The organism is Pseudovibrio sp. W74, assembly GCF_001623085.1.
In the GTDB taxonomy this organism is placed as follows: domain Bacteria; phylum Pseudomonadota; class Alphaproteobacteria; order Rhizobiales; family Stappiaceae; genus Pseudovibrio.
Genome location: NZ_LMCJ01000024.1, coordinates 46,897 through 63,326, shown reverse-complemented (window position 1 = coordinate 63,326; position 16,430 = coordinate 46,897). Strand labels below are relative to the sequence as shown.

Annotated in this window: 12 protein-coding genes; 8 read left to right on the top strand and 4 right to left on the bottom strand. The window is 51.4% G+C overall.

The features are described from left to right. Window positions 1-188: 188 nt before the first annotated feature. On the bottom strand, window positions 189-2,159 hold the full coding sequence (dnaG, locus tag PsW74_RS17935) for a DNA primase (RefSeq protein WP_057461118.1): 1,971 nt from the start codon (window positions 2,157-2,159) through the stop codon (window positions 189-191). Window positions 2,160-2,341: 182 nt separating this feature from the next. After that, a complete protein-coding gene (locus PsW74_RS17930) occupies window positions 2,342-2,986 on the bottom strand; it encodes a GatB/YqeY domain-containing protein (protein WP_306418668.1) in 645 nt (214 codons plus the stop codon). A gap of 67 nt (window positions 2,987-3,053) precedes the next feature. On the opposite strand from PsW74_RS17930, the gene carA reads away from it, so the two are divergent. Further along, window positions 3,054-4,244, top strand: coding sequence for a glutamine-hydrolyzing carbamoyl-phosphate synthase small subunit (carA, locus tag PsW74_RS17925; protein ID WP_063289995.1), 1,191 nt, complete (start codon window positions 3,054-3,056; stop codon window positions 4,242-4,244). Between the two features lie 177 nt (window positions 4,245-4,421). Here the strand turns inward: carA and PsW74_RS17920 are convergent, their stop codons facing one another. Then, complete coding sequence (locus PsW74_RS17920; RefSeq protein WP_208860172.1) at window positions 4,422-4,871, bottom strand: MerR family transcriptional regulator; 450 nt, start codon at window positions 4,869-4,871, stop codon at window positions 4,422-4,424. 1,284 nt (window positions 4,872-6,155) lie between these two features. Here PsW74_RS17920 and PsW74_RS17915 point away from each other — a divergent pair. From PsW74_RS17915 to PsW74_RS17895, 5 genes are all read left to right on the top strand, one after another. Continuing rightward, the gene (locus PsW74_RS17915; protein ID WP_057461122.1) at window positions 6,156-6,389 is read left to right on the top strand and encodes a helix-turn-helix transcriptional regulator; all 234 of its coding nucleotides are present in this window, start codon (window positions 6,156-6,158) and stop codon (window positions 6,387-6,389) included. 179 nt (window positions 6,390-6,568) lie between these two features. Continuing rightward, window positions 6,569-9,931, top strand: coding sequence for a carbamoyl-phosphate synthase large subunit (gene carB / locus PsW74_RS17910; RefSeq protein WP_063289996.1), 3,363 nt, complete (start codon window positions 6,569-6,571; stop codon window positions 9,929-9,931). 95 nt (window positions 9,932-10,026) lie between these two features. Beyond that, the gene (greA, locus tag PsW74_RS17905) at window positions 10,027-10,500 is read left to right on the top strand and encodes a transcription elongation factor GreA (RefSeq protein ID WP_057461124.1); all 474 of its coding nucleotides are present in this window, start codon (window positions 10,027-10,029) and stop codon (window positions 10,498-10,500) included. Between the two features lie 388 nt (window positions 10,501-10,888). Next, window positions 10,889-12,229: a globin-coupled sensor protein gene (locus PsW74_RS17900; protein ID WP_063289997.1), complete on the top strand. Its 1,341-nt coding sequence runs from the start codon at window positions 10,889-10,891 to the stop codon at window positions 12,227-12,229. 144 nt (window positions 12,230-12,373) lie between these two features. Further along, the gene (locus PsW74_RS17895; RefSeq protein ID WP_153041758.1) at window positions 12,374-13,714 is read left to right on the top strand and encodes a hypothetical protein; all 1,341 of its coding nucleotides are present in this window, start codon (window positions 12,374-12,376) and stop codon (window positions 13,712-13,714) included. Between the two features lie 84 nt (window positions 13,715-13,798). On the opposite strand, the gene PsW74_RS17890 is transcribed toward PsW74_RS17895, so the two are convergent. Continuing rightward, the gene (locus PsW74_RS17890; RefSeq protein WP_063289999.1) at window positions 13,799-14,281 is read right to left on the bottom strand and encodes an Lrp/AsnC family transcriptional regulator; all 483 of its coding nucleotides are present in this window, start codon (window positions 14,279-14,281) and stop codon (window positions 13,799-13,801) included. Between the two features lie 161 nt (window positions 14,282-14,442). On the opposite strand from PsW74_RS17890, the gene PsW74_RS17885 reads away from it, so the two are divergent. Both PsW74_RS17885 and trxB read left to right on the top strand, forming a co-directional pair. Continuing rightward, complete coding sequence (locus PsW74_RS17885; RefSeq protein ID WP_063290000.1) at window positions 14,443-15,402, top strand: mitochondrial fission ELM1 family protein; 960 nt, start codon at window positions 14,443-14,445, stop codon at window positions 15,400-15,402. 63 nt (window positions 15,403-15,465) lie between these two features. Then, a complete protein-coding gene (gene trxB / locus PsW74_RS17880) occupies window positions 15,466-16,428 on the top strand; it encodes a thioredoxin-disulfide reductase (RefSeq protein ID WP_063290001.1) in 963 nt (320 codons plus the stop codon). Window positions 16,429-16,430 lie beyond the last annotated feature (2 nt).

Here is a 16,430-nt window from a genome sequence, read left to right as displayed (position 1 = left end):
CTTTTGTGATTCGCAAGGGCGATTCGGCATGGTCAATCTGATTCTGGGGGATTTTGGACAGTTCATTGCCTGTTTTTCTGGATAACTTTGAAAAACAAGAGTTCTTCCATCACAATTCCACCTCAAGTTGCGATCACCAGATCCTCTGGGGGAAGCAGATAAACAGATCCGCAATCCCTCCTCTCAGATCAAGCCAGAACAGACCCTTTTGAGGAGCGCATTTTGGCTGCTCGCTCCGCCAGCTCCTGCTCATCACGCAGGCAATCCTCACGGCGACGAGCCAAATCCTGCGTAAGCGCCTGAAACCGGCCCCAGCTTTCTTCGGTCAGATCTTGCTCCATGGCCCGCGTTTCATGCTCAAGCTCCTGCTCCAACATGCGCAACTCAAGCATATCTGCATAATTCAGGAACAGCATCTCCACGAAGTCCTCGGGCGGGTCTTCCTTCAAAACCTGCAGACGGTTGGTCAGAGCGTCCCAGCGGCGCAAGGTACTTGCCTTGCTGCTGTCGCTTTCAGAACTTGCGCTCACAATAGCTTCCTGCAGGATTTGATAGAACCGTTCATCCAGCTTGTTATAGATCTGCGTCACGGCACCTTCAGCAAGGTCCGTCGCAATCCGAACCAGCGCCGTCATGAACATGGAGTGCAGCTCGTTGGAATATGTTAGCTGGGAAATCCGTTCAAAGTGGCGGTCAAACAACTCCGGATACATCAGGCACATGGTGCAGAAACTGCGCTCCACCCCATAAGAAGGCGTATCAGGCGCTTCAACGCGGGCACGGGACGCCCACTCATCATCTGCACCTTGTTTCTTGTTGCCGCGCCAGCCCTCGTCACGCCCACCGCCGCTTTTGCCACGGTTCCGGCGGCTCTCCTCATAAAACAAGTTGGAGAGTTTGAGACGCAAGTCCATCCGATAACGCTTCTGAACGCGCTCATCTTTGATGGTCCCAACCAGATCTTCAACGGCCTTTTCCAGCGCAGCTTTACGCTCAGGCGTATCAATCCGGGCTTGCTCGCTCTCACGGCGCCAAACCACTTCTGAAAGTGGCAGAGCTTTCTCAATCTCTCCGTACATAGCAGCAGTGCCACCAGCATTAATCACATCATCCGGATCCTGCCCGTCAGGCAAAAACGCAAACTGGAAAGACTTACCGCTGGTCAGAACTGGAAGAATACGATCAACCGCTCGGTGGGCAGCAGAGATACCGGCGACGTCACCGTCAAAGCAGACCACTGGTTCATCAGCAAACTTCCAAAGCCGCATAATCTGGTCTTCGGTAAACGCAGTCCCCAAACTCGCGACCGTCGCTTTGATGCCAACCTGCCAGAGAGCAATGGCATCCATATACCCTTCCACCACGATCGCTTGTCCGCTCTCATAAGCAGGCTGGCGCGCGCGATGCGCATTAAACAGCATCGTCCCTTTGTGAAAGACAGGTGTTTCCGGTGAGTTCAGATATTTCGGCTGGCCATCCGGGTCCATGGTCCGGCCACCAAAAGCAACTGCCCTGCCCCGATCATCATGGATCGGGATCATCAGACGATTGCGAAACCGGTCATAGGACGGACGCCCGTCCTCGGGTTTAATGAGCAACCCCACTTCAATCAGCTCAGCTTCAGTGACGTCTTTCGCCATCAAAGCCTTCTTCAGATTATCACGTCCCGGAGGCGCAAAACCAAACTGAAACTCGTTCAGTGTCTCGGCGCTCAAACCGCGCCGCTGCACATACTCTTGCGCAGCGCGCCCGTCAGCAGACTGGAACACATGCCGGAAATAGCGTGCCGCCATCTCACAGACATCGGTCAGAGAATTGCGCTTTGCAGCTCGTTTTGCGGCCTGAGGATCGGGCGCAGGCATCGCGATTCCGGCTACACCGGCCAGTTCTTCCACAGCTTCGGGGAAACTGAGGCCCTCAGTCTCCATCAGAAACTTGAAATGATCTCCACTTTCACCACAGCCAAAGCACTTGTAGCGGTTGCGGCGCTCATCAACATGAAAGCTGGGAGACTTCTCTGAATGGAAGGGACAACAGGCCCAATAATCACCCTTTCCGGGCTGCGATTTACGCCGATCCCAGGTTACACGTCGCCCCACCACATCTGTAAGCGAGACGCGGTTGCGAATGTCATCAAGAAAGAGCTGATCGAAACGCATAATGGTCCAATTTGTCGTAGTGGCCTGAAAGCAGCTGAGCTGGGTATTATATAGCCGTGAAGGCCCCAAGAAGCCAGCAAAACCCCCATTTGCGCTGGCTTAACTCAATTTATCGCTTCAGGAAAAAAGAAAAGCCGCATCATGATGACGCGGCGGCCTGTAAGTGCTCCAAAAACGTTGGCTTACTGCGGAGCTCGCAGCATCTGCTTCACCATGCAACTGGCTTTCGCAAAGTCCATCTGGCCCGGATAACGCTCTTTCAACTCAGCCATACAGCGGCCCATATCACGCAGTCCGCGCGCTTCAACGCACTCGACAACTGTTTGACAAACAAGCTTCATTTCGTATTCGCTGAGCTGCGAAGGCAAGAATTCACGGATCATTTCTGCTTCTTCACGCTCTTGCACAGCAAGCTCTACCTTACCGCTCGCTTCACAATGCGCCGCTTCCTGCTCACGCTGAACTAGCATGGTGTGCAGGAGGTCCATCAGCTCTTCGTCGCTTAAGCCATCACGGCCTTGCTCACGAGCAGCCATATCCCGGTCCATAATGGCAGCGGTGATGAGGCGCAACGTGGCGGCACGTCTTTTGTTAGTGTCTTCTTGCGCGGCTTTCAGCGCATTCGCTATTTTGTCTCGCAACATACTAAAGGAACCCTGACGCGGAAACTTTAAAAGAGGCTCTCCAAATCCCGGATAATACGTCTCATCCATCTGATTTGGGCTGATTTCCTGTAACTCGAGCGCTATTATTTCTACACGAGTGATATTGACCAGAGGAACCCCTTCTCCTATGGTCCCGGCCTTGATGCGACTGTGACGCGCCAAAGTCAAGTCCCTTCGGTGCGTTTCAGATGGACGCATACTGTCATCAACCGTATCAAGAAAGCAAGTGATGAAAGCTCAAGACGCGTGGTCAGCACCTAAACCTACCGCCCTCCTCGTTCTCGCAGACGGTACAGTCATTGAAGGCCGAGGCGTTGGAGCTCTTGGAACAGCGTCCGGCGAAGTCTGCTTCAATACGGCAATGACCGGGTATGAAGAGATTCTCACAGATCCTTCCTATGCAGGACAGATCATCACCTTCACGTTCCCCCATGTTGGCAATGTGGGCGCGAACGAAGACGATGTTGAAACTGTAGATATGGAAGGCACGTCTGGCGTACGAGGCGCGATTCTGCGCACCGACATCACGACCCCTTCCAACTATCGCTCTGGCAACCACTTCGATGCATGGCTCAAGGCACGAGGCATTGTTGGACTGACCGGCGTAGACACCCGCGCATTAACAGCTCTTATTCGCGAAAAAGGCATGCAGAACGCTGTGATCGCTCATAACGCTGATGGTGAGTTTGATGTGGAAGCGCTGAAATCAGAAGCAGCCGGCCTCCCGGATCTGGAAGGCATGGACCTTGCAAAAGGCGTCAGCACTCAGAAAACCTACGACTGGAACGAAACCACCTGGGATTGGGAGGACGGGTTTGGCGCCCAGAACAAACCAAGCCATCACGTGGTTGCTCTGGACTTTGGTGTAAAGCGTAACATCCTCCGCCTTCTGGCAGATGCCGGATGCCGCGTAACTGTGGTGCCTGCAACCACTTCTGCTGAAGACGTCCTCGCTCTTAAGCCGGATGGAGTATTCCTGTCCAACGGCCCTGGCGATCCAGCTGCAACAGGTGAATATGCGGTTCCAACCATCCGTAGTCTCGTGAAGTCTGGCCTGCCGGTCTTCGGTATCTGTCTGGGTCACCAGATGCTCGCGCTTGCACTTGGTGGCACCACCACAAAGATGCATCAGGGCCATCACGGCGCAAACCATCCGGTTCACGATTACACCACCAACAAGGTTGAAATCACCAGCATGAACCATGGCTTTGCTGTGAGTGCTGGCAGCCTGCCCGACAACGTGGAAGAAACACACGTTTCCCTGTTTGACGGCACCAACTGTGGTCTGCGTGTAAAAGATGCGCCTGTCTTCTCAGTGCAGCACCATCCGGAAGCGTCTCCTGGCCCACAGGACAGCCACTACCTGTTCTCTCGCTTCATTGAGCTGATTGAGAACCATAAGACACCTGCAGCCGCTTAGAGCGCGTTCGCTCATCAAAACGGCACAGCAGAATGAATAAAAGCGGGGTCCAGTGCCCCGCTTTTCTTTTGCCCAACCCTAAGCAGATCGTGACAGGAAACACCGCCTCAGCAACATCAAGGCAACAAAAAACCCGGCACCAAGGGAGCCGGGTTCCGTAACTCTTATCAGAAGCGATTAAGCTGCTTCTGTTTCCAGCATGCTGCTCAGTGCATGAGACACACCGCGAACTTCTGCAATCTGTTCTTGAAGCGCTTGCTCCTGCTCATGAAGCAGCTGCTCCTGCGCACCACAAATTTCCTGAAGTTCTTTAAGTTGCTCAGGACGAGGGCTGGAACCCTCAACGAGCTTGATAATACGACGAACTTCTGCCAGCGTCAGACCGATCTTCTTGGCCTGCAAAATGACCCGCATGCGGCTCACATCACGACCTCTGTAGAAGCGGCGTGCTCCACGACGTACTGGGTTAAGAAGCCCCTTCTCCTCATAAAATCGTAGTGTACGCAGAGTGACGCTAAACAATTCTGACATTTCAGAGATTGCGAGCAGTTGACCGTCCCCATCGTCCTCACGAATAGGTCCAGCGATATCCGCAGCGACATCTAGCTTACTAGGAATACTGTTCATTTCCATTTGCCCGGTGGTTTGTATGTTAAACCTTAGAAGAGTTACAAAAGCTCATCATTTCAGCTCCCCACCCGGTGCCTCCATGAATTCCCCTAATAACTTTTGTACTCCCCCACTTCTGTACTAGCTTATGCAGTAGCATTTGATACCCACTCACACTGCGGAAGCTTTTCGATGTTCATTTGAACAATCTTCAATGCATCCCCAGTGAGGAATGAGTACCCCCACTTTCAAAGTCCTCAATGAAATCTATGATAATTCATATTGGACAATTGATAATCTACACAAGGAAACTGATAAAATATAGCCCGACATCGCATTTTTTACTTCGTAAATGCAACGTATACACTAGGACATCCGAGAATTAACATCATAAGTAGTTATACTAGATAAGTATTATAAAAAAATAGCGGCACCTACTTTTGCAAGTCCGCTGATTTATTCTACATTTTCCGGCAAATACCCAAAGATGTTCCTGCGTTATCCGAGCTAATATACTATAGAAGCGTCAATTACATATTGTCTATAATATGTGAACATGACGAAGAGATAGCCAGAGTGAGCAATATAACTTCTAACTACTCTCCTTCTTTAGATCTGCTCTGACTTTATTCTTTCTCAGTAAAACGAAAATTGGCTGACCAAATGATCACTCTGCACATTTTTTAAACAGGATGTTCATTTTTCGCGCTGCAAAACTTTGAACTGCCGTCGCGTACAGAGGGGATAATGTGGAATCTGACACATTAAAAGGCAAGATTACCCAAAGATTCACTAGGTCAAAAGTGCCAGATTGTGCGCATTGCACAATTTTGGCCACCCAATTTCATTAATTGAATCATCTTCAGCATGTGCAAGCCAGAAGAAAGACACCTTCTTCAGCAGGTAAACTCAATTTACCATCAAACACGTACTTGCGCTTAGCCCTTCAACAGGCCATTGACGATCCGTCTGATTTGAAATCTGAAAGTCGCATGACGGTGCACATCCATCTTTTTGCTCTTCAGATTAGCCCGATACAGGATGAGTTCGTTTAACATGATTATCTCCTTGATGAGCCGCGTGAATGGAAAGCCACCTCAGTTCTATGCAAAGAAATCACACAGGCTTACGGGAGTTTTCCTGAAACGCCACAATTATAAGCGCACTAATTGCGCCTCATCAAGGTAAATGGCGCAATTTTTGCGCTTTTTACATTCTGTTATATGCAATAGTACGAATGCAGATTATTATGCATCAGTCTGTACAATGAATTTTCAGTCTGGGAATCATTAGGTTAGTATCATGAAACCATCTCAGTTTCGGGCTTGGCGCAAGTCGATGGGCTATAAGCAAAAAGAGGCAGCGGAACGCCTCGGCTTAAAAAAACGAATGATTCAGTATTATGAAAACGGCAATCGTGACGGTAAACCGGTAGAAATTCCGAAGTCTGTCAGGCTGGCCTGCTATGCCTTAAGCACTGGTATTGCTGACTTTGATGGTGAGAAAACCACAGAGAACACGACTTTAGCTGAATAAACTCCCCTTAAGTCTTGAGAAAAAAAACCGGATTATTTCGGAAATAGGCGTTCGTCGGGGTTTATCATTACTCGAATATTTCTTATAACGCGCGCTCAGCCGACATACTCCTAAAGAGGGCACCACCAGAGCACCGATCGGGTGCACTGGTGCTTAAACGCGAGCATATGTGAGTCACCATGCCTAAACGCAATGACATCCAATCTATCATGATCATCGGGGCTGGCCCCATCGTGATTGGTCAAGCCTGTGAGTTCGATTATTCTGGAACTCAGGCTTGTAAGGCACTGCGAGATGAGGGCTACCGAATTATCTTGGTGAACTCAAATCCGGCGACCATCATGACAGATCCGGATCTGGCTGATGCAACCTACATCGAGCCAATCACCACGGACGCCGTTGAAAAGATCATCGCCAAGGAAAAGCCGGACGCGCTCCTGCCAACCATGGGCGGCCAGACCGCACTCAACTGTGCGCTGGAACTGGACCGCAAAGGCGTGCTGAAAAAATACGGTGTTGAGATGATCGGTGCAAAAGCCGACGTCATCGACAAGGCTGAAGACCGTGAAAAATTCCGCGCTGCCATGGACAAGATCGGGCTGGAAAATCCACGCGCCGCAATCGCATCCTCTCCTCCGATCCTTGATGATGAAGGCACCATCACCGGATATGACCGCGGAGCAGGCTATGCTGAAGCCATGCGCCAGATCGACACCATCGGCCTGCCAGCTATCATTCGCCCTGCGTTTACGCTCGGCGGCACAGGCGGCGGCGTAGCGTATAACCGTGAAGAGTTTGAACAAATTGTTCGCTCCGGCATCGATGCGTCTCCAAACGGTCAGGTGCTCGTCGACGAAAGCTTGCTCGGCTGGAAAGAATACGAGATGGAAGTGGTTCGCGACACAGCGGACAACTGCATCATCATCTGCTCCATTGAAAACATCGACCCGATGGGCGTCCACACGGGTGATTCCATCACAGTTGCTCCTGCCCTGACCCTCACCGACAAAGAATACCAGATCATGCGGAACGCCTCGATTGCGGTTCTGCGTGAGATCGGCGTTGAAACAGGCGGATCGAACGTTCAGTTCGCGGTCAACCCGGCAGATGGTCGTCTCGTTGTGATCGAGATGAACCCACGCGTCTCCCGTTCCTCCGCGCTGGCATCTAAAGCGACAGGCTTCCCGATTGCGAAAATCGCGGCAAAGCTCGCTGTTGGCTACACCCTTGATGAGTTGGAAAACGACATCACCGGCGGAGCAACACCAGCCTCTTTTGAGCCAACAATCGACTACGTCGTCACCAAGATCCCACGTTTCGCATTTGAAAAGTTCCCGGGCTCCGAGCCAACCCTGACAACAGCTATGAAGTCAGTTGGCGAAGTGATGGCTATTGGCCGTACCTTCAAGGAAAGCCTCCAGAAGGCTCTGCGTGGTCTGGAAACAGGTCTGACAGGCCTCGACCCAATCGAAGTCGAAGGTCTTGGCCAAGGCGAAGACTACACCGCGATCCGCAAAGCTCTGGCTGTCCCAACACCAGATCGCCTGCTCAACGTGGCTCAGGCTATGCGCCTGGGCACCTCTGCAAAAGAAATCCACGACATCTGCAAGATTGATCCGTGGTTCCTGGAGCAGATGCAGGAAATCGTGGACATGGAAGCAAAGATCATCGAGCACGGTCTGCCAGACAATGCGACCGCCATGCGCATGGTCAAAGCCATGGGCTTCTCAGACAGCCGTCTTGCGGTTCTGACCCAAACGACTGCTGACAAAGTTGCTGCTCTACGAGCTGAACTCGACGTGAAGCCAGTTTACAAGCGAATTGATACCTGCGCCGCAGAGTTCGCTTCTCCAACGCCTTACATGTACTCCACCTACGAGACACCAACGCCAGGTCTGCCTTCCTGCGAAGCAAACCCGAGCGAGAAGCAAAAGGTTGTCATTCTGGGTGGTGGTCCAAACCGGATCGGTCAGGGCATCGAATTCGATTACTGCTGCTGTCATGCTGCGTTTGCGTTGAAAGATGCTGGCTTCGAGGCCATCATGATCAACTGTAACCCGGAAACAGTCTCAACAGACTACGACACCTCCGATCGCCTCTACTTCGAATCTCTCACCTCTGAAGACGTGCTGGAAATCCTCCGCGTTGAAAACTCCAAGGGCACACTGAAGGGGGTTATCGTTCAGTTCGGCGGCCAGACACCTCTTAAACTGGCACAAGCGCTCGTAGAAGCTGGAATTCCAATCCTCGGCACGTCACCAGACATGATTGACCTTGCTGAAGATCGTGACCGGTTCCAGCGTCTGCTGCACAGAATTGATCTGAAACAGCCAGAAAACGGCATCGCCTACTCTGTTGAACAGGGCCGCCTCATTGCCAACCAGCTTGGCCTGCCGCTCGTCGTTCGCCCGTCCTACGTGCTGGGTGGCCGTGCAATGCAGATCATTCGCGACGAGGAAGCACTCAACAACTACCTGCTCGGCACACTGCCAGAGCTGGTTCCACATGATGTGCGCGCCAAGTATCCGAACGATAAGACCGGTCAGATCAACACCCTGCTCGGTACTAACCCGCTTCTGTTTGACCGTTATCTCGACGGCGCAATCGAAGTGGATGTGGACGCTCTGTGTGATGGTGAAGACGTCTTTATCTGTGGCATCATGGAACACATCGAAGAAGCCGGCATCCATTCCGGCGACAGCGCATGTTCCCTGCCAGCCTACACGCTGGATGATGAAACACTTGCCAGACTGGAAGAGCAAGGCCGCAAACTCGCTCTGGAGCTCAACGTTGTTGGCCTCATGAACGTTCAGTTCGCAATCAAGGACGGAGAGATCTACGTTCTGGAAGTGAACCCGCGTGCATCAAGAACAGTACCGTTCGTAGCAAAAACCATTGGCGTGCCGATTGCGAAAATTGCAGCCCGCGTCATGGCAGGCGAGAAACTGTCAAACTTCGACCTCAAGCCGAAAAAGCTGGATCATGTCGCAGTGAAGGAAGCGGTCTTCCCGTTTGCTCGCTTCCCGGGCGTTGATACGGTTCTCGGTCCTGAGATGCGCTCTACTGGTGAAGTCATGGGTCTGGACACAGACTTCTCCTTCGCATTCGCCAAGTCACAGCTCGGCGGAGGCACCGTTATTCCGGCAGGTGGAACAGTCTTCATCTCATTGAAGGATGCAGATAAGCCGAAAATTCTTGAAGCAGCTAAAAAACTTGTAGCATCAGGGTTTTCCATTATATCCACCGAAGGCACGCAAAGATACTTGGAAAACCAAGGCATCCCGTGCGCAAAGGTCAATAAGGTGCTTGAAGGGCGTCCTCATATCGTTGATGCTATCAAGAACGGAGAAGTTCAGCTCGTCTTCAATACAACCGAAGGCGCACAAGCACTTTCCGACAGTCGGTCACTTCGTCAAGCTGCGCTGATGAACAAGGTTCCTTACTACACAACTGTGGCAGGAGCCGTAGCAGCAGCTCAAGGCATCGAAGCTTTCCGAGCGAAAACGCTTGAAGTAAGGTCCCTACAATCTTACTTCTGCTAGTATAGTTTAACAGGTCCGGGTTGAGGCTTCTCAGCCCGGTCAGTTTTTTAGTGTGATGGGCCACACCACCACAACGTAAGAAAGGTGTACGAGCCATGGAAAAGGTACCTATGACGCCGGAAGGTTATGTGATGCTCACAGAAGAGCTTAAGCATCGCACGACCGGAGAACGCCCGCGCATTATCGCAGCCATTTCCGAAGCACGTGCTCACGGTGATCTTTCAGAAAATGCGGAATACCACGCAGCGAAGGAACAGCAGAGCCTGAACGAAGGCCGGATCAACGAACTGGAAGCCCTTCTGGGACTTGCAGAAATCATCGATCTGACCAAACTCAGTGGCGATACTGTCAAATTCGGTGCAACCGTATCTCTCATTGACGAAGATACCGAGGAAGAAAAGAAGTACATGATCGTTGGTGATGTTGAAGCTGACGTAAAACGTGGACGCATTTCTATCTCCTCCCCAATTGCACGCGCACTCATCGGCAAGTCTGTTGGTGACAGCGTCGAAGTGACTGCTCCAGGTGGTGCACGCGGTTACGAGATTACTGAAGTCCAATTCGGTTAAGTAAATTGTAGAGCTGAATTCAGCATTTCAGGACTTCTCATGAACTGAGATAGTCCTTGCTGAATTTCAGAGCCTTATGATTTCAAGAAATGAAAGTGCCGCTCTGAGCGGCATTTTTTATGCAATCCACACGAGTTATCCACTAATTACAGAACAAATATTAGGTTCCTCGATAAGTTAACGGATTTACTTCAAAAATCTGAAAAAGCAGCCAAACGCTGCGACAATCTGGCACGGATCACTGCCTAAAAAGCTCATATCTCATCACAATCCGCGCTTACCAACACAATTATAGGTATATATTCGTTATTTTGCATGGATAAATCTACTTACTGTTAACCCTTGTAAATGCAAATGAACTCGACAAATTGACGGGAAATTTGCTGCCATGACCACCAATTCATTTTCAGGTCTGAAAAGCCAGCTCGGTTTTTTCAAAATCGATAGTCAGACCATACAAACACTTTCAGATCTCTGGCCCAGTGTTGAGGGCCACTTAACACAGATTTTGAGCGATTTTTACAACCACGTTCAGCGTGATCCGGAACTGAAGAAAAAGGTATCCGGCAAGGTTGATGGCTTGAAATCAGCTCAAGCAAGCCATTGGAAGATTCTGTTCACTGGCGGTTTTGATTCCACCTATATGGAGCGCGTTGACAAGATTGGCCGCGCCCACGTGTACACCGACCTTGAGCCGGATTGGTATATTGGTGGTTATACGTTTATTCTCGAAGAGCTGACCAAAGTGCTCTCCAGCAAGATGCGCTTTTCGCCGGGACGCTTGTCGCGCAGCCTGATCGCTCTTCAAAAAGCAGTTATGTTCGACATGGGCCAAGCGGTCTCCGCCTACCATCGTCACTACACAGAAGAGCGTGATGAGCGCACTCATCAGCTTGAAGATGCCATCAATGCTTTTGAGCGGACAATCACCAAGCGGATAGAGCAGACAGCGAAGGCTGGCAATCGCGTCGAAAACTCTGCACTCACCCTTCGCGAAACATCTGAGCAAAGCAAAATGGCTGCAGAAGCTGCGAACCAGTCTGCTGACTACACAGCCTCTGATGTCCACTCCGGCGCGGCGGCAGTTGAAGAAATGTCTGCAAACGTCGCCGAAATCGGTTCTCAAGTCACCCGCTCTGCAGAAACAGTACAGACCGTTTCCAAAGATGCGGAACGCACCAATGAAACCGTCCTCGGCTTGCAAACAGCAACCAATGAGATTGGCGCGGTAACTGAACTCATCAGCGCAATCGCGGAACAGACCAACCTTCTGGCCCTCAACGCAACCATTGAGGCAGCCCGTGCCGGTGATGCAGGCCGCGGCTTTGCCGTTGTGGCAAGCGAAGTGAAAGACCTTGCAAGCCAGACAGGTCAGGCAACCGACGAGATCGCCTCCAAAATCAGTGCTATTCAGAGCGAGACCAAGCGTTGCGTAGAAGAAATTTCTGCAATCTCTCAGAAGATTGAGGAAGTGAGTTCCACAGCAACGGCAATCGCTGATGCGGTGGATCAACAGGCCATCGCAACCAATGAAATCTCTTCGAGCATCCAGTCAGCTTCCCAGAACGCTAAGGGCGTGACAAGCGAACTAAGCAATATCCTTGCAACTGCTGAGGAATCCAAACGCGCCGTATCCACAGCAACATCCGCCGCAACAGAACTCAGCCATCAAAGCGAAGCGATATCAGAAGAAATCTCTCAGTTCTTCTCAAGCATCCGCTGCCTTTGATTGTTGCGACAACAACTCAAACATTCCAGAACGGCCTTCCTTGTGAAGGCCGTTTTTGTATTTGCAGCCCAGAACCACCGCTCACAAAGTCAACTGGCACACGTCCCCTCTGACACCAAGAAGAAAAACAAAAAAGGGAACGCAATGTCCATCAAGTTCAAACTCGTTGATGAAAGCGGTCTTCCCGGCACCACAGCACAGGTTTGGGTCGCAGGCTGGATCAACGGAGGATCACAGGAACACTTCAAGGTCTTGAAAGGAAACAAATTCACAAGGCCTAGCAAGACGGAGCCGCCAACCAGCGTTCCATTTCAAAAGCTCTCTGATGTGAGCAATGTAGTGTTAGAAGACAAAACCAACGGCGATGACCGCCTCCTGTTTGTTGTCTCCAAAGACAAGCCGCAGGACCTTACGGTCACAAGCAATAATCCAATCCAGTACACACAGTACCCTTACGCCAACATGCCCGGCATAGAAGCACCCGGTCCGTTTGACGTCTTTGAGTTTGGTCTGGATGCCCAGCTAAACCTCTCCGCAGTGAGCGGCTTTGGCCTCAACCTTCGCTTCGATGTCGAAGGCCCGGACGGCCCACAATATGGCATGCGCAAAGATGTGTCACGGGCTCAGATTGCCGAGGCCTTCATGAAGTTCATGAAGAACCAAGCAAAGACGAGCCCGGCAGCTGCCCACTTCCTTCCTCTGCTGTATTCCACGCCGCTCACAAAAGGCGGGTTCCAGCCACCACTGGTAGACAATCAGTTCTTCGCCATCTGTGACCCAAACGACTGGCTCGCTTCAAAATCCGGCAATTATCAAAAAACAACGGATGATCCCCTGGCAACCTATTGGGATGAAACTCTCGACCGCTTCTTCTCACCGGGAAACGTCTTGAGTATCAATCTTGGCTCAAAAGCAGCCCCTCGTTTGTACGAAGGAAGTTGCACCACACAGACACGCTCAGGCTTAGGCTCCAGCAGGCATACCCAAGCATATACGCTGACAGGCCCAGCTGGCACCTTCCACTTCTACAAGCCGGAAACCGGTCTGAAAAGCAGCCAGTACGTCTTCCAGCAGTCCTTTGGTGTCGGCTTAACCCCAGCAGGGGCTGCAGGCGATGCAGGCCTGCTTCAGGACTGCATCTGGGAAGCACTGTGCCGCGGTGTAGCACTGGACGGCGTATTGACCACCGAAACGGCAAAAAGCGCACAGACAGCCTTTAGCACCTCAAAATGGAACGATTGGAGCAAGTGGTACGAGGCAGGAAATACATGCCACTATTACTCAAAGTTCCTGCATTACAGCGACAGTGATGGAAACGACTCACGCCTTTCCGGCAAACCATCCCTCATGCTCAATCAGGCTGCCTACGGTTTCAGCATGGATGAAAACCCGGTTGGCCCCTATGACGGCCCCGAAGTCCCCTCCAAAACAAACGAGAACATAAAGTCAGGCGCAGTCACAATCACCGTTGGTAAGTGGACATAAGCCAGTTACCAGCACGCAATACTGCACATAAAAAAACGGCCTTCCTACGCGAAGGCCGTTTGCAAATTCTCCCAGATCGAAAGCCTAGAAATACTCAGGCTTATCAATCGGCACGTTCGGCTCATCCTTGATACGGCGGATGGTCAGTGCAGTGCGAACGTGATCCACATTCTTTGTGGAGGTCACATCGCGAATAATGAAGGTCTGGAAGGTTTCCAGATCTTTAGCCGTACAGCGCATGATGAAGTCAACTTCACCTGACACCATGTAGCTCTCCCGAACCAACGGCCATTCCTTGACTTGCGCTTCAAATGAGACGAGGTCATTCTCTGTTTGGTTATGCAATCCAACCATGACAAAGGCGGTGACTTCATATCCCAGTTGTTTCTCATCAAGTAGCGTGCGGTAGCCGCGAATGAGTCCTGCTTCTTCCAGGGCTCGAACCCTGCGCAAACATGGGGGCGCAGAAATTCCTACACGACGAGCCAGCTCCACATTGGTAATGCGGCCGTCTCCCTGCAGCTCCTTCAAAATTTGCCAGTCGATCGAATCCAGACGCGCTTTCAAGCTCGTCTCCTTTGCTTGTCCTATTGGATTAACAGTTAACCTGTTTTACAACACTGCCTAAAACACGAAGTTAGGCGAAATGCTAGTTTATTGCTTATTTGCGACAGACTATATCAACAAATAGCATTTTGCAGACACTTCCCGAAAGCTGGGGGAACAATATGTCGCAAAACCTGTGGGTTTTAACAGATGGCAAGATCGGAGATGTAGCACAATGCATCGGTATAGCCGACGCGTTGGGACTGCCCTACGAAATTCGATTAGTTGCCCCCCGCAAGCTTTTTACCTACGCAATGCCTTGGGGACCAATCGATCCCAAAGATGCACCACACAAGCCAGAAAGCCCGCTTGCACCCCCTTATCCCGCGATCGCGATCGCATCCGGGCGCAGAGCGGTGCCCTACTTACGCGCACTAAAGCGGCTTTCCAAGGGCCAGACCTTTACTGTTTTCCTCAAGGACCCAAAGATCAACAGCAAATTTGCTGATTTTGTCTGGGCCCCGGAACATGACGGAATTTCTGGGAAAAACATAGTAACAACACTTACGTCACCTCACCGTTTTTCGGCACAAAAACTGCAGGACGCACGCGACAACCCGCTTGAGGCAATCGCAGCGCTATCAAAGCCAAAAGCAGCTGTCCTAATTGGCGGTAATTCCCAGCATCACACCTTTACTCCCGACAATATCAACACGCTTCTCGCCGCACTTAAAAACCTGTCACAAACATATTCTCTCATGATCACCTGCTCCCGCCGCACTCCCAGAGAGCTGGCAACGCAGCTCCATGATCTGGGCAGATCAGAGGGTCATCTCTTCTGGAATGGCGAAGGTGAAAACCCCATCATCCAGTATCTGGCCAACGCAGAAATCACAGTGGTTACAACAGACTCCACCAACATGGTAGGAGAGGCCACAGCCACCGGAAAGCCTATTTACGGCTTCCGCCCGACAGGTGCTCACAAGAAGTTTGACAGGTTTTTATCAAGAATGGAGGATTTGGGAGTACTTCATCCCTTCCCCGGAGACATATTAGCACCTACTTATGAACCGATAGACGCAACACCGGATATTGCGGATGCCATATCCAAAGCGATTGAACAAAAGCAAACGAGCGGATAGAACCCCTCCCTAACACGGCACTGGTACTATCCAAGCGCGCACGAAATTTGAGGTTCTGAGGAAATGACTGTTAAGCACACCAAACTCCTGATCGTAGGCTCCGGTCCTGCAGGCTACACCGCCGCAATCTACGGCGCACGCGCCATGCTGGAACCGCTTCTGGTCACAGGTGTGCAGACTGGCGGTCAGTTGACCATCACCACAGACGTTGAAAACTATCCAGGCTTTGCAGATCCAATTCAGGGCCCTTGGCTGGTTGAAGAAATGCGCAAGCAGGCAGAAAACGTCGGCACCAAGATCGATTACGACACCATTCTGGAAGCTGACCTCTCCAAGCGCCCGTTTGAGCTGAAAGGCGACAGCGGCACCCTCTACACCGCAGATGCCCTCGTCATCGCAACCGGTGCACAGGCAAAATGGCTCGGTCTGCCTTCAGAGGAAAAGTATCAAGCTGGCGGCGTGTCCGCATGTGCAACCTGTGACGGTTTCTTCTACCGTGGTAAGGAAGTTGTTGTGGTTGGCGGCGGCAACACGGCTGTTGAAGAAGCCCTCTATCTCGCGAACCTGGCAGAAAAAGTCACGCTGGTTCATCGTCGTGATGCCCTGCGCTCCGAAAAGATCCTTCAGGAACGCCTCTTCAAAAACGAAAAGATCAACGTGGTCTGGGACAGTGAAGTGGATGAAATCCTCGGCACCGAAAACCCAGCTGTTGTGACTGGCATCCGCCTGAAAAACCGTAAGACCGGTGAAACCACAGAAATGTCCACACACGGCGTATTCATCGCTATTGGACACGCTCCGGCGGTTGACCTTGTCAAAGATCAGGTAAAGATGAAGGAATCCGGTTACATTTGGACCGAAGCTGATTCAACTCAGACATCCATTCCGGGTGTGTACGCAGCTGGCGACGTGACTGATGAACAGTACCGTCAGGCTGTGACCGCTGCAGGAATGGGCTGCATGGCTGCACTGGAAGCAGAACGCTACCTGGCAGCTTTGGAATCTGAAACCGAAGCAGCAGAATAAGA